Source organism: Pseudomonas sp. BE134 (assembly GCF_031456105.1).
Lineage (GTDB): Bacteria > Pseudomonadota > Gammaproteobacteria > Pseudomonadales > Pseudomonadaceae > Aquipseudomonas.
This window is the reverse complement of record NZ_JAVDUA010000016.1, coordinates 116,873-138,745: the sequence shown is the minus strand read 5'-3', so window position 1 is coordinate 138,745 and position 21,873 is coordinate 116,873. Positions and strand designations below refer to the sequence as shown.

Genomic DNA, 21,873 nt, shown 5'->3' with positions numbered 1-21,873 from the left:
AGCCCCGAATACTCCACCTATTAGCTGACTTGCGGATAGGCGTCTAACCTTATCCCTGCGCTGGCGTCAGCCAGCCGGATTTGAGCTGATAAGGAGACAGGAATGAGTCAGAAACATGACTAAGCCTGCCGTGGGCCACCGTGATTACACCTCGTTTTCCGCTGTACCGATTTCCGTGTGATCAAAACAATCAGTGAATCGAACTGCTGGCCCAGCAGCCTGTGTCATTGCTTTCGCTCGTCGCTATTCCAGAACCCACAAAGGGCCGAATAGCCCGGATGAATACGACCAAAGGTAGCTCGCACATGGCAAATGAATCGAAATGCCCGTTTAACCACGCCGCTGGCGGTGGCACGACGAACCGTGATTGGTGGCCGAACCAACTGAACCTGAAAATCCTGCACCAGCACTCGTCCCTGTCCGATCCCCTGGACGAGGGTTTCAACTACACCGAAGCCTACAAAAAACTGGACTTTGCAGCGGTCAAACGAGACCTCACGGCGCTGATGACCGATTCGCAAGACTGGTGGCCAGCGGACTTTGGTCACTATGGGCCGCTGTTCATTCGCATGGCCTGGCACGCGGCGGGCACCTATCGCACCGGTGACGGCCGGGGCGGCGCGGGCTCGGGTCAGCAACGCTTTGCACCGCTCAACAGCTGGCCGGACAACGTCAGCCTCGACAAGGCCCGCCGGTTGCTCTGGCCGATCAAGCAAAAATATGGCCGCAACATTTCCTGGGCTGACCTGATCGTGCTCACCGGCAACGTGGCGCTGGAGTCGATGGGCTTCAAGACGTTTGGTTTCTCCGGTGGTCGTCCGGACGTTTGGGAGCCGGACGAAGACGTGTACTGGGGCTCCGAAAACAAATGGCTGGGTGGCGATACTCGCTACGGCAAAGAAAACGAACCGATGCAAGAGCCCGGCGAAGGCCCGCTGGTTGCCGAGCCCGGGGAAAATGAAGAGAGCCGCACCGAGCAGGGCCGCAATCTGGAAAACCCGCTCGCCGCCGTGCAAATGGGCCTCATCTACGTCAACCCCGAAGGCCCTGAAGGCAATCCGGATCCCGTCGCATCAGCCAAGGACATTCGCGAGACCTTCGGCCGCATGGCGATGAACGACGAAGAAACCGTGGCGTTGATCGCTGGCGGCCACGCCTTCGGTAAAACCCACGGCGCCGGACCTGCCGACAATGTCGGCGCCGAGCCCGAAGCCGCCGGTCTCGAACAGCAAGGCTTTGGCTGGAAAAACAGCTTTGGCACCGGCAAAGGTGCGGACACCATTACCAGCGGCCTGGAAGTCACCTGGACCACCACACCGACAAAATGGAGCAACAACTACCTGGAAAACCTGTTCGGCTTCGACTGGGAGTTGAGTAAAAGCCCGGCCGGGGCGCATCAGTGGGTCGCCAAAAACGGCGCCGGCGCCGGCACCATTCCGGACGCGCACGACCCGTCCAAACGGCGTAACCCGACCATGCTGACCTCGGACCTGGCCTTGCGCTTCGACCCGATCTACGAGCCGATTTCCCGGCGTTTCCTGGCCAATCCCGATCAACTGGCCGACGCCTTCGCCCGCGCCTGGTTCAAGCTGATCCACCGCGACATGGGCCCCCTCTCCCGCTACCTCGGTCCGGAACTGCCAAACGAAGAACTGCTGTGGCAAGACCCCATCCCGGCGGTCGATCATGCCTTGGTCGACGACAACGACGTCGCTGCACTCAAGGGCAAAATCCTCGCTTCCGGACTCTCAGTCTCGCAGCTGGTATCGACGGCCTGGGCCGCTGCTTCCACCTTCCGCGGCTCCGACAAACGCGGCGGCGCCAACGGCGGACGCCTGCGTCTGGCCCCGCAGAAATTCTGGCAAGCCAACCAGCCTGAACAACTGGCGAGCGTGCTGGCGAAACTGGAAAGCATCCAGAGCGAGTTCAACGCCGGCGGCAAGAAAATCTCGCTGGCCGACCTGATCGTGCTGGCCGGTAACGCTGGCGTTGAACAGGCGGCAAAAAATGCCGGCCAAACCGTCACAGTGCCGTTCACGCCAGGGCGGGCGGACGCGTCGCAAGAGCAAACGGACGTGGATTCCTTCGGATTCCTGGAACCGATTGCCGATGGCTTCCGCAACTACCTGAAAACCCGCTACCGCGTACCGGCCGAGCATCTGCTGATCGATAAGGCGCAACAACTGACGCTCACCGCGCCCGAAATGACCGCGCTGGTCGGTGGCCTGCGCGTGCTCAACACCAACGTCGGACAAACCCGACACGGCGTCTTTACCCAACAACCGGAAGCGCTGACCAACGACTTCTTCACCAACCTGCTCGACATGGGCGTGGAATGGAAACCCACCTCCGAGGCGGCTGAAGAGTTCGAAGGCCGTGATCGCAAAACCGGCGCAGTGAAGTGGACCGGGACGCGTGTGGATCTGGTCTTTGGTTCGAATGCGCAGTTACGGGCGCTGGCGGAGGTTTATGCGAGCAGTGACGCGAAGGAGAAGTTTGTTAAGGACTTCGTGGCGGCATGGACCAAGGTGACGAACCTGGATCGGTTTGATGTGAAGTGAGGCCTTGAATGGGCTACCCCGACCCGGTTATTCGGGTTGGGGTGGCCCAAAGGCAAGCTCGATCCCTTTGTACAAAAGCATCAAACTATTTATCACGAGTGGACGCTTGCGATGAAACATTACCCAGCGCCGGCGTTGCACCAGGAATACTTCCAAGCGTTTCTGTCAAAACCACTGAAGCTGTAACGTCTTTACGCCCTTTCGCTGCTCGGGAGGTATAGGCCTGCCGCCGTTCGATCCAGCGACGTAGTGCCAACAGCAGCGCACTGACAAAGCCATACATGACCGTCACGATAAACGCGGACTGGAGCAGTGTTTGCGGCGCGAAGCTGGATATCTGCTGTGAACGGCGCAAAAGCTCCTCGTAGGGAATGATATAGCCCAGTGACGTATCCTGAACAATCGCCAGAACCGCACTGACCAAGGCCGGCAACATGAGTTTCAACGCCTGCGGCAGCACAATCCACAGCATCGCCTGATGCTCTCGCATGCCGATAGACAGTGCAGCTTCCCGCTGCCCTCGGCCCAAGGAAAGAATCCCGGTGCGCACGATTTCCGCGGTCATTGCACTGTGGTGCAGCACCATGCCGAACACCAGATACCCCAAGGCCGACCAATTGAGCCCCATGGAAGGCAAGAGAATGACCGTAAATAGAATCAGCAGGAGTAACGGTACGGCACGAAAACAGCCGATATAGGCGGCTGCCAGCGTGCGTAACCAGAGCCTGTCGGACAACCGCGCAACGGCCAATGGCACCGCGAGACTGAACGCCAATATCATGCTGATCACAGCGGCCAGCAAGGTCGCCATCAGCCCATCAAACAAAAAGCGCAGCGTCCCCGGGTGGAGGAAAATTTCCCATCGCTTGGCGTCGAACTGACCGCTCTCGTCCAGCCTCAGCCCCACCGCAATCAGGCCAGCAACCAGGAGTATCGCGCCGAACGCCGAGATGATTCGGTTACGCCTTCTGGCAATGGGCCCCGGTGGTTCGTACAGCACATTATCGAAGCTCATCGGATCACCGCCATTTTTTGCTCCAGGTAGCGAAAGAACCAGCCGGCGGGAAGGGTCAGCAGCAAATAGGCAGCCATGGCGCCAAGGAAAGTCGGCACGGCCAAGGCCGTATCGAAGTTGATCCTCTGCGCGGTGTAGGTGATATCCGCGACACCAATTGCAGCGCCAATGGCAGACGCCTTGATTTGAATGATGAACAGATTTCCCAGCGGTGCGATGACCGACTGCACCGCTTGCGGTAACACCACTTCGCCGAGTATCTGATCAAAGCGCATCCCGATGCTTCGAGCGGCTTCGATCTGCCCCAGAGAAACAGTATTGATGCCCGCCCTCACCACCTCACAGATCCAGGCAGCGCTATACAAGCCCAGCACCAGGACCGTGGAGGTGAACAGCGAATAGATGAAACCGAGCTTGGGCAATCCGAAGGTAAACAGCAGTAATAGCGCCAGAAGCGGCATCATCCGCATGAGTTCGACGTAGCCGCTGGCAAACCAGCGAAACGTCGGCCATGGACTGACCCTCATGACCGCCAGCAGCAGTCCCAGGACAATGGCTATGGCGAAGGACAGCAGGGTGAGCTCGACGCTTATCGCGATACCCCCAAGAAAGCGTTCGATATAAGGCATCAAGGTCACCCTCTGTGGATTTTTTTCTTATTGGATGACGGGCACTTGGGGCGCGCCCAAACCGGCTTCGAGTTCCTTGTCATACATTTTTTGCCACTGGCCATCACGAATCGACGTGCTCAGTTGCGTGTTGATCCAGTCACGCCAGGTCTTGTCTTCCTTGGCGACGGCAATCCCGTAGGGCTCCTCGGTGAAAGGGGCGCCGACTACGCGCAATTTGCCGGGCTGACGCATCGACTCGCCGACCAGCGTGGCGCCGTCGTCGACATAGGCATCGAAACGTTTATCGATCAGCCCTTCCACGCACGCCGAGGCGTCGCTAAAGGTGACTATCTTGGCATTGGGCGCCAACGGCTTGAGGTTGCGTTCAACGGTGGTGCCGCTCAGGACGCAGACGGTCTTGGTGTCGAGGTCTGCAGTTTTATTGATCGAATGGTCATCCGCCCGGACCAGCGAATCTTGCCCCGCGAGGTAATACGGACCGGCAAAACCAATGACCTGTTTGCGCTCATCCGTGACCGTCATGGTTGAGATGACCAGGTCGACACGTTTGTTCTGCACCAGCGGAATGCGGTTTTCCGGCGTCGTGCTGACCCACTCGATGTTGTCTTCCGATCCTGTCAGCCGTTTGGCCAGCATCCTTGCCAGTTCAGCTTCGAAGCCCTCGACATTGCCGGTCATGGGGTTGCGTGAGGAGAACATCAGCGTGTTCAGCGAGGTGCCAACGACCAGCTTGCCTCGCTCGTGAATCTTGGCCATCGTCGAATCGGCCGCGAATTTCTCTGTCGTATCGGCCGACGCAAGACCGGCGAATATGCAGGACGTCAGCAGGGAAAGGCTTAGAGCAGCAAATCGGTTTGGGCGCATGGTGTATTTCTCTTGTTATTGTGGTTTCGACTAATTGATTCAGTGTGCGAGTACTTTGGAAAGAAAATCGCGAGCACGCTCTGAACGCGGAGCGCTGAAAAAAATCTCGGGGGGCGCACTTTCGACGATGCGACCGGCGTCCATGAAAACGATCCGGTCAGCGGCCGAGCGCGCGAAGCCCATTTCATGCGTGACCACCACCATGGTCATACCGCTGCGGGCCAATTCGACCATCACCTTCAGCACCTCGTTGACCATTTCAGGATCAAGCGCGGAGGTTGGCTCATCAAACAACATGACACTGGGTTTCATCGCCAGCGAACGAGCGAGCGCGACGCGTTGCTGCTGTCCACCCGACAACTCTGCGGGATACGCCTTGCCCTTGTGCCCCAAGCCGACCTGATCAAGCAGTTGCATGGCCCATGCCTCGGCATCCTGACGACTCATGCCGAGGACTTTGCGTGGGCCCATCGCAACATTCTGCATCGCTGTCCGGTGGGCAAACAAATTGAAGTTCTGGAAGACCATGCCCACTTTGGCACGCATCTTCGCCAACGCACCGCCCTCTTCCGGAAGGCGTTCACCGTGCAGAAAAATCTCGCCGCTGTCGATCGCTTCCAGACGATTGATGCACCGGCACAACGTCGATTTACCCGAACCGGAGGGGCCGATAATCACCACCACTTCACCGGGTTGTACTTGCAGGTCTACATCAAACAGCACCTGCTGACTGGCGAAAAATTTGTTCACTGCCCGCAATGAAATGGCTGGGGGTTTCTGATCCAGTGAGCGCGTCGATTGCATGGCTTGAGCTCTGCGTTAGATGTCTGATTCGTGTCTGCCGGCACTGTGCATTAGACGAACTTCAATTGCACAGTGGCTTTCAATTGCCCCACCGGGGCGCCATTGCAATTGTTCAACGCGGGATCTGCCCAAGGTGCCAATAACTGATTCTCACCTTCCAACACGCCCAACTGCTTGAGCACTGAGATGGTGACGGCAAACACACTGGGAAAATCACCATCGCTGACCTTGACCGCCACGCCCAGTCCGCGACTGCGGATACCCACCGTCTGCACACCATCAGCCCCCGTTTTGGCGACCCAATCGCCGTTGGAGGACAGGGTGATGCCCAGATCGGATCGACCGGTACCGGAGACCATTTGAGGATTACGACGCATGGCGTCGAACAGCCGCTGCAAAACAGGACTGAGGCTTGTGTCGTTCCCGGCATCACCACTGGCCAGACGTGCCCATAACAGCGCAAGTCGCGAGAGCGGCATTCCCAGGTTTGGCGCGTTACAGCCGTCAGTCCCCGTCCAAAGCTGATTTTGCGGCATCCGCGTCAACCCTGCGACGACCCGCTGGATATCGCGTTGCAAGGGATGTTCGGGCGCCAGGTAGGAACTACTCTCTAATCCGTGGAGGCGGCAGTAGGCAAGAAATCCGGTGTGTTTTCCGGAACAGTTGTGGTGGCGTTGATCAAAGTGGAAACCTTGGGGCGGCAGATTGTCGCCACTGTAGAAGTCCGGCAAATGGCAGCCGCATCCCAGGTCATGAACTTCGTGACCGATTTTCGTCAGCATGTTGCTCACGGCATCGACGTGCGACGCTTCCCCGGAATGGCTGGCGCACATCAAAGCGACCTGATCATCGGTAAAGCCAAAACGCTCGGGGCCGCCGTCACGGACAAAAGGAACGGCCTGAAAGGGCTTGAGCGTAGAACGGGAAAATGTCATGGAGGCCGGGTCGCCAGCGTAGGCCAGCAGCGCGCCCTCGCTATCCACCACGGCCACTGACCCCCAATGGATTCGCTCCACATGTTCGTTTCGAGTGGCAATGGCGATTGGAACATGGGCAGGAAAATTCATGAGGTTCTTCAAACTCCGACTTGCAACGGGGAATATTCGTTGACGGGCAACAAGGATGTGCGCACGGCATGGGTTTGAGTCTATATTCCGATAAAAACCGGTGGAACATCGAGTAAAGGAATTCGGTTTTGCACCCAGCGCAAAGGCAATCAACCTGAAATGAGCTCCGAAATTGCACGCATCGATCATCTGGGGGTGATGAGGGCCTTGGTGAAAGTCGTTGAGTTGGGCAGCTTTTCCGCGGCCGCCCGAGAGATGCACGTTTCTCCCTCGACGTTGACCCGGACCATTTCGGCGTTGGAAAAATCGCTGAACACCACCCTGCTCCATCGCACCACCCATATCGTCGCACTGACCGAGGCGGGGCAGATCTATCACGCGCGGGCGTTGTCGATGATCGCCGACCTGGATGACACCTTGCGTGTGGTCAGCGATCTCAACCTTGCACCCAGTGGCCCTCTGAAACTCACTTCGCCCGTCGCGTTCGGCAGGCGTTTCCTCGCGCCGCTTATCGCCCCCTTTCTAAAGATGTACCCCGGCATCCAGATGGATCTGCGCCTGACAGACAATCACAACGATATGATCGTCGGCGGCTTTGACCTGGATATCCATGAGGGTGAAAACCATTTGGAGAACTTGATCGCCTATCCGATTTCCCGCAACGATTCGTTGCTTTGCGCCACGCCTGACTACCTTGCACAGCATGGGCATCCCCAGGCGCCTGGCGATCTGAGCGCCCATAACTGTCTGGTCTACGTACACCCGGATAGCGACCCCCATTGGTATTTCGTCCGGGAAGAGGAAAAACATTCGATTTTCCCGCAAGGCAATCTTCAATCAGACAACTCGGAACTATTGCTCGAAGCGGTGTGTGGGGGGCTGGGAATAGCGGAATTCGAGATCTGGCTGGTTCGCGATCTGCTGGTGAACGGTCAATTGCAGATTGTCCTGCCGGACTATCGTTTCGTTAATTCGCTGACAGGAAGACAGATTTACATGGCTTACCTTCCCAATCGCCGCTTTTCGACAAAGGTTCGCGTGTTGCGCGAGTTTCTCGAAGCCCGCCTGCAAGGCATTGGCGAATTACCTCCTGACTTCCTCCGGCATAAGGTGGAATAGACACCGGCGCGGAAAAAAATCATTCCACAAGCGAAACCAGACGCGGCTCAATCGAGTCCTCAAGCACCTCAAGCAACGCCAGCGTCACCGGCAGTTTGAAGCGCCGCCGGCCCGCGCTGCCGGGATTGAGAAATAACCGCTCGCCGCGCCATTCGATGCGTGGCTTGTGCGAATGCCCGGTGATCACCAGCGTGATGTCTGCATCCAGTACGGCCGGAACATCAGCGATGTCATGCACCAGCAACGCGCCCCATCCGTTCAGGTCAAAACGCAGAAGATCGTCCAGCTGTGCGGCCCAGGGCTCGCCCAGATCATTGTTTCCGCGCACGACATACAGCGGGGCAATAGACGCCAGTTGATCGAGAATGTCCCGGCTACCGATGTCCCCCGCATGAATGATCCGCTCACACCCTTCCAGCGCCGCGACGGCTTCGGCGCGGAGCAAGCCGTGGGTATCGGAAATCACGCCAACCTTCATGCATCACTCCAGACGAGGCTCGGAGCTCGGAATTCGACACTAGGGCGATCAAGGATCTACTTGCGCCATCAACTCAGCAACCGATTCCTGGCGTTTGGCGTAGCGCTGGGCCAGCACGGCACAGACCATCAGCTGGATTTGATGGAACAGCATCAGCGGCAGGATCAATACGCCAATGGTGCTGCCGGCGAACAGCACCTGGGCCATCGGCACACCGGTGGCCAGACTTTTCTTCGAGCCGCAGAACACGATGGTAATGCGGTCTTCCAGATTGAAACCAAAGGCTTTGCCCAGCACCGTTGAAGCCACCAATACCAAACCCAGCAATACGCAGCACGCCACCACCAGCCCGGCCAGTTCCCACAGCGGGATCTGGTGCCAGATGCCCTCGTTCACCGCTTCGCTGAACGCGCCGAAGACCACCAGCAGAATCGACCCCTGATCCACGAACTTCAGCCAACTCTTGTTGCGCCCGACCCAGGCGCCGATCCAGCGTCGCGCAATCTGCCCGGCAATAAAGGGCAGCAGCAGTTGCACGCTGATTTTCACGATCGCATCGAGGGTCGAACCGCCATCGCCGTGCACATTCAGCAGCAGCGTCACCAGCAATGGCGTGATAAAGATTCCGAACAGACTGGACGCCGCCGCACTGCAAATCGCCGCCGGAATGTTGCCTCGCGCCAGGGAGGTAAAGGCAATGGCCGACTGCACCGTCGCGGGCAGCGCGCAGAGGTAGAGCATGCCCATGTACAGATCATCACCGATCAGCGGCGACAGCACCGGCTTCAGCGCCAGACCGAGCAGCGGAAACAGCACAAAGGTCAGACTGAACACCAGCACATGCAGGCGCCAATGCCCGGCACCGGCGATGATCGACTCGCGAGACAGCTTGGCGCCATGCAGAAAAAACAGCAGGGCGATGGCGATGTTGGTCAGCCACCCGAAGCCCACCGCGACCTGACCGCTGACGGGCAACACACTGGCGAGCAGTACGACGCCAATCAGGGTCAAGGTGAAGTTGTCGGGTAAGAAACGAGGGCGCGTCATCAGGGGCATCCGGATTTGCCAGGAACGTGATCACGACTCTAACCCGACCACAGACTGCCGACTATCGCTAGTAAGCCAGTAGATATCGCCTAAAGGACAGAACTATCAGCGTTCTTGACGCTTCATGCCGTTCAGTGGGAAAACAGGGGCAGCCCGGATGTAAACCTCGGGGAGTTCATACTCAAGGAAGGTTCATGAAAACCCTATTGTGTTTACTGATTGCCACCGGCGTCGGCGCCGCGCTGCAATACGCCGGCGTCCCTCATGGCCTGTTGCTGGGCTCGATACTCACAAGCGCCATGATCGCCAGCAATCTGCGCTTCTCCCCTACCCTGCGTTACAGCCTCGGCTATGTGCAAATCGTCCTGGGGATCGCGACCGGCCTGATGTTTTCGGCGTGGGACAGCCATACGGTCGCGGCCATCTTGCCCAGCCTGGGCGTGATGCTGGTGTGCTTGATGGTGCAAAGCGCGGTGGCCGGTTTGGCGCTGCTGAAAATCGCCGGATGGAACCGCAAGGATACCCTGCTGGCCGTCTACCCCGGCGCACTCGCGGCGGTATTCGACTTGCTCGAATCCGAACGCGCATCCGGCAAAGTGATCGTCGTGCATCTGGTGCGACTGATCTCCATCACCCTCCTCGTGAGTTTTTTAATTCCCGGGCAGACCACCGTGGCGATTGTCCAGAGCAGCCCGTTGAGCATCAGCCTGGCGTTGACCCTGTTATCGCTGATCGCCTTAAGCCTGTTGCTGGGTCGTTTGCTGCTGAACGTCGGCGTCCCGGCGCCGTTCATGCTGACCGCTATCGTGCTCACAGGCGTCTACGTCAAGACCGGCTATTTGCAGGGCTTTCACATGCCGTCATGGAGTGTCGACTCCGCGGCCGTCCTGCTTGGTGTGCTGATCGGGTCGAAATTCAAGGACATCAGTGTCGCTGAACTCGCTCGACATGGACGGGCCGCGTTGATGTCCGTTGGCCTGATGTTGCTGATCGCCGCAGCGTTTGCCTGCGTGGCCGGGCGGGTTTGGGGCAGCGATCCCTGGTCGTTATGGCTGGCCTACATGCCGGGCGCCATCGAGACCATCTCCATGGTCGCCTTCAGTGGCGGGCTGAACGTGGTGTTCATCCTGACTCATCATCTGGTGCGCATGGTAGTGCTGCACTTTGCGCCGGCACTGCTGGTTCAGGCGCGGCGGTGGCGAGAAGAGGTTTGATCAGCACTCTGCTGGCATAAGGATCAAACGGGAGAGAACGTGGCCAGGACGCCAATCAAAATGGTCAGCACCAGAAATCCACCCAGGAAAATTGCCATCTTGCCCATCGGGGCCTCCTACATTTGAGCTCACTGTTTGCGGTCATTGTGAGCCTGCAACTGGGTGCATAACAGAGGCAGATAGCGCGGGAAAATACGGATCAGATGCTTGAAACGAAAAAGCCCCGCCCCACTGAAGTGGGACGGGGCTTTCTACTGCACTGATCGTTGTTTACAGATCAGTGATTTCCTTGTGGCGTGGCACCAACAGTTTCATCACGCTCCAGGCCACCAGATAGGCGACCGAACAGATAGCGAACATGATCATGTAGCCGGTGTGAATATCGTTGACTGATTTGTAGTAGTCGAACACATAACCACCGACCTTGGTCATCACCACACCGCCCAAGCCACCGGCCATGCCGCCAATACCGACCACCGAAGCGATGGTTTTTTGCGGGAACATGTCGGACACCGTCGTGAAGATGTTGCACGACCACGCCTGGTGCGCCGATGCGCCAACGCCAATCAGCAACACAGGTACCCAAAAGCTGATGTAACCGAATGGCTGCGCCAGCAATACCACCAACGGGAACAGCGCGATCACCAGCATGGCTTTCATGCGACCGTCATACGGCTTGTCGCCACGGTTCATGAAGTAGCTCGGGAACCAGCCGCCACCAATACTGCCGATCATGGTCAAGCTGTACAACACGGCCAGCGGTGCCACGATGGCCGCGCCCTTCATGCCGTATTGCGCCGACAGGTAGGTTGGAAGCCAGAACAGGAAGAACCACCACACGCCATCGGTCATGAACTTGCCGAAAGCAAACGCCCAGGTCTGGCGGTAGGTCAGAAGCTTGAACCACGATACTTTTTTGGCAGCGACACCCGACACTTCCGGGATGACTACTTGCGCAGGTTCATCGCTACGGATGTACGCCAGCTCTTCCGCCGACAGGCGCTTTTGCTGATCCGGCTTCTGGTAGAGCGCAATCCAGACGGCGACCCAGACGAAGCCCAACATACCGATCACGATGAATGCCGCTTCCCAGCCCCAGAGAGCAGCAATCAGCGGTACGCAGATCGGCGCCAGGACTGCGCCCACGTTGGCACCGGAGTTGAAGATACCGGTGGCGAAGGAACGTTCCTTCTTCGGGAAGTACTCCGCAGTGGCCTTGATGGCGATCGGGAAGTTACCCGCTTCACCAATCGCCAGCACCGCGCGAGACAGCATGAAACCGGCAATCGAGACCGGAATGACGGCCAGGCCGAGCGCGCTGCTCAGGGCGCCAATGCCCTCACCCATCGGCACGGCAAAGGCGTGCATGACCGCACCCGTGGACCAGATGCCAATCGCCCAGATATACGCTTTTTTGGTACCGATCTTGTCGACGAAGCGGCCGGCAAACAGCATGGAAATCGCGTACACAAACTGGAAAACCGAGGCGATGTTGGCGTAGTCGGTGTTACTCCAGCCAAACTGCGTCGACAGTTGCGGCGCCAACAGACTGAGTACCTGGCGGTCCAGGTAGTTGATGGTCGTGGCAAAAAACAGCAACGCACAGATCGTCCAGCGGTATTTGCCAACCGCTTGGCCGACACGTTGCACATTCGCATTGATGGGCTCGTTTAGATTCATGGCATCACTTTATTATTGGATTGTGGTGATGATCTCTCGGTTTCAAGCGAGATCAATTGTGTCGTAGAGCATCGCCAAAACGCGAAGAGTCCGCGCCAAGGCTGGTCAGTTCCAGCCGGGTCTTGCGATCAACTTATGCTGTACCCCGCCGCCGGTTGCATCACGCGCAGTGCAATTGCTGGTGGCTGGAGCCGGGCGTGTAGCGAGTACTAGCAGGGGGTTGGCGGGACGGTCGCCTGCGACGGAACTGACTGTGCGGGCGCGCAAGCAGACAAGATCAGACCAGAGGAAGCGACGCTGAGGGGGATGAGTACGCAAGTTGATTTCATGATGGGGCCGACACTCTTTTTATTTTTTGGCATGACAGCCGACGTATCGTCTGTCGTCGTACAACTGTGCCTTTTATATCTAGTTACATGTCGGGCTGTCAATATCAAACATAGCCGTTTGTCTAGAGAAAGACCCCTTGTGAAAATGACGATTTCCTACTGAACTTGGAAGCTTTAGGCTCTTCACCCGTGGGAATTGTCGCGCATTGACGACGGGAGGTGAGGTCTTGCTCCCTTCAACCATGTTGTACGATGACAAATGTTTCAGCTCTCAATCGGCACTTCCCTCCCCCAAAACAGGTGGTTCCCACCTAATCAGGCAAAAAGCCACCTATTTAGAGGAATATCCCCCACCACTCAGTTGTTTCATTTGAGAAACACTTCCAATTAACCACCTAATAAATCTGGATTTTTACCTCTTTTTTGCCGTTGGCCCGACTTTTGCCAAAGCCCTTGCAACGCAGTAACTGTCGTTTCCGTTGGGGACGACGGATTTCGCCATTTGGCATGTTGCGAGGGGAACACCATGAAAAACGCGGCATCAGCATTCAGTTCGCTCAACTTCCTGAGGAAATGGGGCGTAGCCGCTGTCATTTTCGTCAGCTTGACCAAGGTAGGCGCCGCACCGCTCGATGATGTCAGCCAGCCGCCGCCCACGGACCCTTCCGCCTTCTACAATCCGCCTGCCGATCCCGAAGCCGCGATGGAGGCTTTGGAAGCATTGCCGGAAGCCAACCAGGGCTCGATTGCCTTGCCCAATGGCGTATACGGCGACCGCGACACGCCGCGTGCAGAGAACGTGCTGCCGCCGAGTGTGCAAACCTCGTACAACTTCCCCACCAACGGTAAGCCCAGTCCGTTGTTCGGGGCGTCACCCTTTACCCAACAATTGCTGCTGTTCGAGGAATTCGGCACGGAGAAACTCGACCCGACGATCCCGGCGCCACCCCTGACCTTCCCTGTCCCCACCGTCGGCCCGGCGCCTGCGCAGGACCCGAACAGCGTCGCGCGCAGCGCCCCCTCGGGTGCCGCGCTGGATGCGTTCATGCGCCAGCCTGGTCTGTTCCCGTTCCCGTCGCAGTTCTCCAACGTACTGGACCGCAACCCCTAGAAGGCACAGATCGAAACCTTCCTCAACCGACACCCAGTCGGTTCGCCTGCCGAAGGCCGTCCACCAGGAAAAGGCTGGTCGCATCAGCGCTGGAACGAGTTCTACCCGCAGGTCGATTTCAAGACCGTGCAAGTGGGCGCACGTGTCAACACCGGCATGCGCGACCGCCGGCAATTGCACAACTATGCCGTCGGTGAATTCGGGCCGGGCGGGCTCTACTATCAGACCTCGGACATCCCGACCACGACGGGCACCACCAAAGGCATCGATACGCGCTTCCACCCAAATTTTCCGCTGCAAAATCACAATGCCTTGTGGACTTTCGACGGCACCTTTCCGGCAAAACTGCTGATGGTGCGCTACGGCCAACCGGTGCTGATGCGTCACTACAATGCCTTGCCGATCGACCCGGCGGCCAATATGGGCTTCGGTCTGCACACCATCAGCACCCACGAGCACAACGGTCACTCCCCGGCCGAAAGCGATGGCTACACCAATGCGTTTTTCTTTCCGGGGCAGTACTACGACTATCGCTGGCCGCTGCAACTGGCCGGTTACGACACCATCAACACCAAAGCTGAAGATCCGCGTGCAGCGTTCCCCTGCGCCCCGGGCGAAACGCTGTACGTCAACGACACCAGTCCCGGCCTCAAAACCTGCGACAACGGCACCATCAAGATCCGGGGCGACTGGCGCGAAACCATGAGCACCCACTGGTTCCACGACCACATGCTCGATTTCACCGCACAGAACGTCTACAAGGGCAACGCGGTGATGATGAACTACTACAGCGCCCTGGATCGCGGCAACGAAGCACTGGAAGATGGGGTCAACCTGCGCCTGCCCAGCGGTTCGGCGCTGCCTTGGGGCAACCGTGACTACGACGTCAACCTGGTGATCGCGGACAAGGCCTGGGACGCCAACGGTCAGCTGTGGTTCAACCCGTTCAACACTGACGGCTTTCTCGGCGACCAGATCCTGGTGAACTGGCAGTACGAGCCGCGCCTGAAAGTGCGCGCACGCAGTTATCGCTTCCGCATTCTCAACGGCTCGGTGTCGCGCTACTTCAAGATTGCCGTGGTACGTGAAATCGCTGGCACCGGCGGCGAATTCCGCGGCCCGTCCGGCTCAGGCGTCTCCTACAACCGCGTGCCATTTCACATGATCGGCAACGACGGCAACATCATGGAACATGCTATCCCTTTCGACGGCAGCATGGACCTGGACGGCGACGGCAATAAACAGGGGCACAACGCGATTCTGCCGACACAGGCGATCGCCGAGCGTTACGACATCATCATCAACTTCGCGAAACACGGCATCCAGCCCGGCGACAAGCTGTACTTCGTCAATCTGATGGAGCACCAGACCGGCAAGGGCCCGGAGAAGGAGGAAGTGAGCCTGGCCGAAGTGTTGTCCGAGGAGTACAAGGCCGAAATCAAGCAAACCAGTGATGGTCCGAAATGGGACAAGGGCGACCCAGTGGTGGGCAAGTTCCTGCAACTGTGGGTGCAACCTTACTCCGGCCAGGACGTGAGCATGAACCCGGCTGACTATGAACCCGCCAAACCGGGCAAACCGGCCGGCAAGAAAATGATCCCGCTGACCATCGACCGAGACAACCCCGTCGACCAGGCCAAACTCAAAGTGGCGCGGCATCGCGAGTTCATTTTCGGTCGCTCCGACGGCACTGACGAAGCCCCCTGGACCGTCAAGACCGACGGCGGTTTCGGCTATGCCATGGATCCTCGCCGGATCAGCGCCGCCCCGCAATTGGCCAACGGCCCGACGGACGCCGGGTTCTCCGGCGACGGCACCCTCGAAGTATGGAAAATCAAGAACGGCGGCAACGGCTGGAGCCACCCGGTGCACGTGCATTTCGAGGAAGGCGTTGTTCTCAGCCGCGACGGTCAACCCCCCCCGGAATGGGAAAAATGGGCGCGCAAGGACGTGTATCGCGTGGGCGAAGAGATCGACAGTTCGGTGGAAATTGACGTAGCGCTGCGCTTCCGTGAATTTGCCGGTACGTTTGTGGAGCATTGCCACAACACCCAGCACGAAGACACTTCCATGTTGCTGCGTTGGGATATCGAACATCCCGGCCAGTTCCAGTTGATGCCAACGCCCCTGCCCGGCTGGGACGGTGTCACTTACGTGGCCTCCGCGGCGCTGCCGACCTTCCGCAGCGGCGATACCGATGAGGATCATGAAGGCGAAAACCAAAAACCTGTGGCTAATCCCGACAGCGCCATCAGCAACAACCGCCTGCCGGTGACCATCAACGTGCTGGCCAACGACACGGACCCGGACGGTAATCTGCCGCTCAAAGTGGTGGACCTGAACCAGCCGGATTCGGGTAAAGGCATCGTCAGCACCGACGGTGTGCGGGTGATCTACACCCCTCCGGCCACCATCCCCGAGCCGTTCACCGCGACCTTCACCTATAACGCCAGCGACGCCAAGGATGCGGTGTCGAACCCGGCGACGGTGTCCGTGGCGGTATCCGCCCCGGCGGCGGTCAATGAAGACCTGGTGGTCACCAGCGCGGTGGTCACCGCCCGCAGCAACAGCCGTTACACCTGGGACCTGAGCGGTACCACATCGCGAGGCACGGGCAACATCATTACAGCAACGGCCTCGACCACCACGGGCCCGCTGAACCTTGGTACGGCCACCTTGGTCCCGATCGGTACCGGCGCTCGCTGGCGGATATCGGTGACAACCACCGGCAGTGGCCCGTCGCCTAACCCGACCATCACCATTACCTCAGCGCTCGGCAAGACGGTGACGGCACCGATTGTCTCTCACTGAGTCTTCAACAGAACGTCAACGGGAGAGCGCCTTAACAGTCTTTTGAGGCGCTCTCCCGCTGATACAGCTTTAGCCCGGAACGAGATCAAACAGGATATGGAATCGATTGCACTGCGCTGCGCAATGGAAAAGTCGTTGCGGTGGGTTCCTGGGCAAAACGCGAAACCGGGCGACTCAAACCATAATGTTCGCGCAGCGTACTGCCCGCATATTCATGGCGGAACAGCCCACGCTTGCGCAGGATCGGCAGCACTTCATCGAGGAACACGTCAAAGCCCTCGGGGAACGCTGGCGGCATCACATTGAATCCATCGGCGGCGCCACTGCGGAACCACTGCTCAATCAGGTCGGCGATCTGCACCGGCGTACCGACCGGAACCCAATGCCCGCGAGCACCGGCCAGACGATTGATCAGCTGACGCAGCGTCGGTTTCTCGCGGTCGACGATGTCGATGATCAGTTTGAAGCGACTGGACTGGCTCTCGCTGCTGTCGAAATTGACCAGGTGGCGCGGGAACGGCGCATCCAGATCGTGACCGGACAGATCAACTCCCAACATGCGGCGCAATTGACCGAGCGAAACATGCGGCAGCACCAGATCGTTGAGCTCGTCGAATTTGCGCTGGGCTTCAGCTTCGGTGCTGCCAATGTACGGGCTGATGCCCGGGAGAATTTTCAGCTGGCCAGGATCGCGCCCCACCGCTTTTGCCCGGGCACGGATATCGTTGGCAAATTCGGTCGCGCTGTGCAGGGTCTGGTGCGCGGTGAAAATCGCTTCGGCATGCCGGGAGGCGAAATCACGGCCATCCTCGGAGGACCCGGCCTGCACCTGCACCGGTCGCCCCTGCGGGGAGCGTGGCGAGTTGAAGGGGCCTTTGACTTTGTAGTAAGTGCCCACATGGTTGATCGAATGCACCTTGTCATTGTCGGCAAACACCCCGGACGTCTTGTCCAGCACCAGCGCATCGTCCTCCCAGCTGTCCCACAGGTCACCGACCACCTGCACGAATTCTTCGGCCTGGGCATAGCGGTCATGAGCCGAAGGATGTTGGTCCAGGCCAAAATTGGCGGCGGCTGCCGCCATGGACGTGGTGACGATGTTCCAACCGGCGCGGCCCTTGCTGAGGTGATCCAGCGCACTGAACGAGCGGGCCAGGTTGTAAGGCTCGCTGTAGGTCGTGCTGGCCGTGGCGATCAGGCCGATGCGTTGGGTCACCGCGGCAATGGCCGCCAGCCAGGTGATGGGTTCGAAACGAATGCGCAGACCTTCACGCCCGCTTTCGGCCAGTGACGGCGAATCAGCGAAGAAAATCGCATCAAGCTTCTCGCGTTCAGCACGTAGTGCCAGTTGCTGGTAATAGCCGATATCCATGGAAGCTTCCGGCACCGATTGCGGGTGACGCCAGGCGGCTTCGTGATGGCCGTTCGGGTAGATGAATAAGTTGAGGCTGAGCTGACGTTCGGACATTTCCCGTTCCTTGAAAAAAGCAGGCATAAAAATATGAGCTTGCGTGCGGCGCGAAGGCTCAGTGCAGCTCGGCGAAATCGCTCAGCACATCGTCGCGCAGCGCGATGAAGCGGCTGTCACTGCGGTTGCGCGGGCGCGGCAGATTGATGTCGAGAATGCGCCGGATACGGCCAGGATTCGGTTGCATCACCACCACGCGGTCGCCCAGGAATACCGCCTCATCCACATCGTGGGTGACGAGGATCATGGTGATTTTTTCCTTGGCCCAGATGTTTTGCAGCTCGCCCTGCAGGCGCGCACGGGTCAAGGCATCGAGTGCACCCAGCGGTTCATCCAGCGAGAGCACGCTCGGTCGATTGACCAAGCCGCGGGCTATCGCCACACGTTGCGCCATGCCCCCGGATATCTGATGCGGGTAGGCATCGATAAAGTCTTGCAGGCCGACCAGTTCAATGTGCTCGCGTACGGTCTCGCGTTTCTGCGCAGCGCTCAGGGGTGAATTCTTGAGCCCGACCGCGACGTTCTGCTCGACGTTGAGCCAAGGGAACAACCGGTGATCCTGAAACACGATGCCGCGTTCCAGGCCAGTGCCTTCGATGGGGTTGCCATCCAGCAGGATGCGCCCGTCGTACTCTTCGTCCAGGCCAAGAATCAGTCGCAGCAGCGTGGATTTGCCGCAGCCGCTGGCGCCGACGATGCTGATGAACTCGCCAGGCGCAATGTCGAGCTGGATGTTGTCGAGTACTTGCAACTGCGTCGAGCTACCCGGTCGGGAAGCGAAACGCTTGCTGATGTTTTCCAGGGTCAGGCTGTTGTTGAGCATGTTGCGATCCTTTTGAAAGTGCCAATCAACGAGGTGCGATGCCATACAGGCGCTGCATCCGCCGCTCAAGTGTCCGGGCCACTGCGTTGAGGCCCCAGCCAACCAGGCCGATAATCACCATTCCAAACAACACCAGGTCCATCATGAAGTGTTCGCTGCCATCAATCAGCGTGTTGCCGATCCCCTCCCCCGATACCAACAGGTATTCAGCGCCGATGGTCGCCAGCCAGGAATAGACCAGCGCCAGGTAAAGCCCGGTAAAAATCGACGGCAACGCGGCGGGCAGCATCACCCCGATGATGGTTTGCCACCGGGTGAAACCGTACACCCGCGCCACTTCCAACAGGTTGGGCGGGACGTTGCGCAAACCGTCACAGGTATTGACCACCACCGGCACCAGTGCGGCCAATGACAGGAACACCACCTTGGCCACATCGCCCAGGCCGAACCACACCGAGATCAACGGGATCCAGGCGAACAGGGATATTTGCTTGAAGGTGTTGAAACTCGGACCCACTAAACGTTCGAAATGCCGCGACAGGCCCAACAGGCAACCCAGCACCAGGCCCAGGGTGGTCCCGATAAAAAAGCCACTGAGGTTGCGCGCCAGGCTGGCAGAAATGGCCCGCCAGAATTTGCCGGAGGTGATTTGATCCCAGGCCGTTGCCGCCACTTTTTCTGGCGAAACGAACAACCCCGATTGACTCCAGCCCTGGTTCGAAGCCACCCACCACACGGCAATGACGACAATGGGCAAGACCCAACCGCGATATCGGTGGCTACCGCTACGTGCTGACAAGATCGCGCTCATGACAGACGCCCCCCGGCAGTTGGTCGACCACGATTGAGGCGTTTCTCCGCGTAATCGAAACCACGGTCTATCAGCAGACCAAGCGCACCCACCACCACAACGGCCGCCATCACCAGGTCCAGTTGAAACAGCTGACGCCCGTAAACGATCAGGTAACCCAACCCCTCGCTCGATGCCACCAACTCGACCACGACCAGCGATAACCAGGCTTTGGTGAAGCCCAGGCGCAAACCGGTAAACAGCGTCGGGATAGCCGCAGGCAAAACGATGGAAGTGACGCTTTGCCGACGACTGAAACCGTAGGCCCGGCCGACTTCCAACAACCCTTTGGGTGCCTGGCGAAAAGCCTGCAAGGTACACAGCGTGATCGGCACCAAGGCTGCCTTGGCAATCAGCACGTACTTGAGCGTCTCGCCGATACCGAACAGCAACAGGGCAAACGGTAACCAGCCGAGTACCGGTATTTGCACCAATGCGTTGAAGGTCGGCAAGAGAAAATCCTCGACAGTCCTGGACAGTCCCATCGCCAGTCCCAGTGCCACGCCGGTGAAGGCGCCCAATGTAAATCCGACGACCACCCGCTGCAGGCTCGCAGACGCGTTCAGCCACAGATCACCGCTGGTGACCAGGTCCGACAACGTCTGGTAAACGTACACTGGCGGGGGAAGCACCTGCTCTGAAAGCCAGCCGCGTTCCACCCCCAAATACCATAAGCCAAGCAAAACCAGCGGCAACAGCCAGGGCAAGGCCTTGTCCACCAGACTGACGGACCAGGCTGACTGACGCGGCACTTCAATCTTGCGTACTGGCCGGGCCGGTGACGGTGGCAAACGTTTGACGTTATCGCCAGGAAATCCCGGCGCTGCGTACGGCTCCAGTTTGACGGTCTGTGCCCTGGCCATTGGTCTAGCTCCCTTGCTTGCTGGTCGCGGCCGCTACTGCATTACCCGCCGGCTGTTTGCCATCCGGACCGTAGGGCGTCCAGTAGTTCTCAAGGCCTTTGGTTTTGAGGGATTTTTGCAAATAGCGGGTCTCGAACCAGCCATCGATACTGACGGGGCGACGGATGAGCTTTTCTTCCTTGGCTTGATCCGCCACGGCCTTATAGCGGCCAAGCAGGAAGTCGTCGACCAGCGGCGAGGCTCTGTCCCTGATTTTGACCCCGGTAAAGTCGGCGCGCAGGGATTCTGCCGGTTCATTACTCTTGGCCCATTCCGTGAAAACCGCGTCACGATTACTGTCCTCCGACGTCCATTTCGCCGCATCCACTAGCGTGTCGACGACTTTTTGCACGTTGTCCGGATGTTCTTTTTCATAGGCACCCCGTACAACCAGTGCCGTCTGCCGGGTGTAGCGCACATCCTGAGTGGGGTTGTCGTAAACGATGTCGATCAGGCCTTTATCGCGTAGCTTGAACAACTCACGACCGCCAAATGCGGCATCTACTCCATTGGAAACCAAGGCAGCCTGGGTGCTGCCGGTATCGAGGTTGATGACCTTGATATCGCGGTCGGTAAGACCATGCTCGGCCAACAGATTGATCGTCACCAGATGGCCGTTGGTGCCACGAAAGATCGCCACCTTCTTGCCTTTCAGATCCTCGATGCTTTTGATATCTGATCCCTTGGGAACGGCCAGGTAAAGATTGGCACGTACGCCCAGTGCGGCCAGCAGTCTGGTGTCCAGTCCATTGGAGCGCCCGACGACGGCGGGCAGATCGCCCTGGTAGGCAAAGTCGAGTTGCTGGTTAGACAAGGCTTCGTTTACCGCCGGACCAGCCCCCTTGAAAAAGAACCACTGCACTTCGGTCCCGGTGCCAGCAAAAGCCTTTTCCAGCAGTTGCTGATTGCGCACGATGGCCAGGGGCGAGCCGCTGAACGTTACCGGATCACCGCCGCCGGCTGTCGCTACACCAACGCGCAATACATCGGCCTGGGCCAGGGGTATTGCAAAAAGCGCCGCCAGTGCCGCAGCGATGCTGCGTTTGTGAAACAGGGCAATACCTTTGAGTTCCATATACAACCTTCCTTGTGTCCATG

At 58.6% G+C, this 21,873-nt stretch carries 16 protein-coding genes and 1 pseudogene; 4 read left to right on the top strand and 13 right to left on the bottom strand.

Going from position 1 to position 21,873, the window contains the following annotated elements:
• Window positions 1–305 precede the first annotated feature (305 nt).
• Window positions 306–2,561, top strand: a complete 2,256-nt coding sequence (gene katG / locus J2Y56_RS15325; protein ID WP_310337002.1) for a catalase/peroxidase HPI — start codon at window positions 306–308, stop codon at window positions 2,559–2,561.
• Window positions 2,562–2,646: 85 nt separating this feature from the next.
• On the opposite strand, the gene J2Y56_RS15320 is transcribed toward katG, so the two are convergent.
• Genes J2Y56_RS15320 through J2Y56_RS15300 form a run of 5 tightly spaced genes read right to left on the bottom strand, consistent with a single transcriptional unit; the run spans window position 2,647 to window position 7,204 of the window.
• Entirely contained in the window at window positions 2,647–3,576 is a 930-nt protein-coding gene (locus J2Y56_RS15320) for an amino acid ABC transporter permease (RefSeq protein ID WP_310351110.1), read from the bottom strand.
• Window positions 3,573–4,205 carry an amino acid ABC transporter permease gene (locus J2Y56_RS15315; RefSeq protein WP_310351108.1) on the bottom strand — a complete coding sequence of 211 codons (633 nt, stop codon included), beginning with the start codon at window positions 4,203–4,205 and terminating at the stop codon, window positions 3,573–3,575. The genes J2Y56_RS15320 and J2Y56_RS15315 overlap by 4 nt, the downstream gene beginning before the upstream one ends.
• A gap of 27 nt (window positions 4,206–4,232) precedes the next feature.
• On the bottom strand, window positions 4,233–5,072 hold the full coding sequence (locus J2Y56_RS15310) for a glutamate ABC transporter substrate-binding protein (protein ID WP_007948855.1): 840 nt from the start codon (window positions 5,070–5,072) through the stop codon (window positions 4,233–4,235).
• A 39-nt stretch (window positions 5,073–5,111) separates the two neighbouring features.
• The gene (locus J2Y56_RS15305) at window positions 5,112–5,876 is read right to left on the bottom strand and encodes an amino acid ABC transporter ATP-binding protein (RefSeq protein WP_007948854.1); all 765 of its coding nucleotides are present in this window, start codon (window positions 5,874–5,876) and stop codon (window positions 5,112–5,114) included.
• 50 nt (window positions 5,877–5,926) lie between these two features.
• Window positions 5,927–7,204: an asparaginase gene (locus J2Y56_RS15300; RefSeq protein ID WP_310351103.1), complete on the bottom strand. Its 1,278-nt coding sequence runs from the start codon at window positions 7,202–7,204 to the stop codon at window positions 5,927–5,929.
• On the opposite strand from J2Y56_RS15300, the gene J2Y56_RS15295 reads away from it, so the two are divergent.
• A complete protein-coding gene (locus J2Y56_RS15295; RefSeq protein ID WP_310351099.1) occupies window positions 7,103–8,062 on the top strand; it encodes a LysR family transcriptional regulator in 960 nt (319 codons plus the stop codon). The two genes, J2Y56_RS15300 and J2Y56_RS15295, sit on opposite strands and share 102 nt — an antisense overlap.
• Window positions 8,063–8,081: 19 nt before the next feature.
• Here J2Y56_RS15295 and J2Y56_RS15290 read toward each other — a convergent pair whose 3' ends face one another.
• Both J2Y56_RS15290 and J2Y56_RS15285 read right to left on the bottom strand, forming a co-directional pair.
• Window positions 8,082–8,540 carry a metallophosphoesterase family protein gene (locus J2Y56_RS15290; RefSeq protein ID WP_310351096.1) on the bottom strand — a complete coding sequence of 153 codons (459 nt, stop codon included), beginning with the start codon at window positions 8,538–8,540 and terminating at the stop codon, window positions 8,082–8,084.
• A gap of 48 nt (window positions 8,541–8,588) precedes the next feature.
• The gene (locus tag J2Y56_RS15285) at window positions 8,589–9,587 is read right to left on the bottom strand and encodes a bile acid:sodium symporter family protein (protein ID WP_007948849.1); all 999 of its coding nucleotides are present in this window, start codon (window positions 9,585–9,587) and stop codon (window positions 8,589–8,591) included.
• A gap of 194 nt (window positions 9,588–9,781) precedes the next feature.
• Between J2Y56_RS15285 and J2Y56_RS15280 the strand changes: the two genes are divergently transcribed.
• Window positions 9,782–10,801: an AbrB family transcriptional regulator gene (locus J2Y56_RS15280; RefSeq protein WP_310336990.1), complete on the top strand. Its 1,020-nt coding sequence runs from the start codon at window positions 9,782–9,784 to the stop codon at window positions 10,799–10,801.
• A 270-nt stretch (window positions 10,802–11,071) separates the two neighbouring features.
• Here the strand turns inward: J2Y56_RS15280 and J2Y56_RS15275 are convergent, their stop codons facing one another.
• On the bottom strand, window positions 11,072–12,481 hold the full coding sequence (locus J2Y56_RS15275; RefSeq protein WP_310336989.1) for an MFS transporter: 1,410 nt from the start codon (window positions 12,479–12,481) through the stop codon (window positions 11,072–11,074).
• Between the two features lie 855 nt (window positions 12,482–13,336).
• On the opposite strand from J2Y56_RS15275, the pseudogene J2Y56_RS15270 reads away from it, so the two are divergent.
• Window positions 13,337–16,732 (top strand): annotated as a pseudogene (locus J2Y56_RS15270) (Ig-like domain-containing protein).
• 85 nt (window positions 16,733–16,817) lie between these two features.
• Here J2Y56_RS15270 and J2Y56_RS15265 read toward each other — a convergent pair.
• From J2Y56_RS15265 to J2Y56_RS15245, 5 genes are read right to left on the bottom strand one after another with little or no spacing between them, the layout of a single operon-like run.
• The gene (locus J2Y56_RS15265) at window positions 16,818–18,200 is read right to left on the bottom strand and encodes an LLM class flavin-dependent oxidoreductase (protein WP_310351091.1); all 1,383 of its coding nucleotides are present in this window, start codon (window positions 18,198–18,200) and stop codon (window positions 16,818–16,820) included.
• Between the two features lie 58 nt (window positions 18,201–18,258).
• Window positions 18,259–19,023, bottom strand: a complete 765-nt coding sequence (locus J2Y56_RS15260; protein ID WP_310351087.1) for an ABC transporter ATP-binding protein — start codon at window positions 19,021–19,023, stop codon at window positions 18,259–18,261.
• A 25-nt stretch (window positions 19,024–19,048) separates the two neighbouring features.
• Window positions 19,049–19,834, bottom strand: a complete 786-nt coding sequence (locus tag J2Y56_RS15255) for an ABC transporter permease (RefSeq protein WP_310336985.1) — start codon at window positions 19,832–19,834, stop codon at window positions 19,049–19,051.
• Window positions 19,831–20,736 (bottom strand): ABC transporter permease, encoded by a 906-nt coding sequence (locus tag J2Y56_RS15250; RefSeq protein ID WP_310351084.1) that lies wholly within the window; start codon window positions 20,734–20,736, stop codon window positions 19,831–19,833. Before J2Y56_RS15250 ends, J2Y56_RS15255 begins: the two co-directional genes overlap by 4 nt.
• 4 nt (window positions 20,737–20,740) lie before the next feature.
• Window positions 20,741–21,850, bottom strand: a complete 1,110-nt coding sequence (locus J2Y56_RS15245) for an ABC transporter substrate-binding protein (protein ID WP_310351082.1) — start codon at window positions 21,848–21,850, stop codon at window positions 20,741–20,743.
• Window positions 21,851–21,873 lie beyond the last annotated feature (23 nt).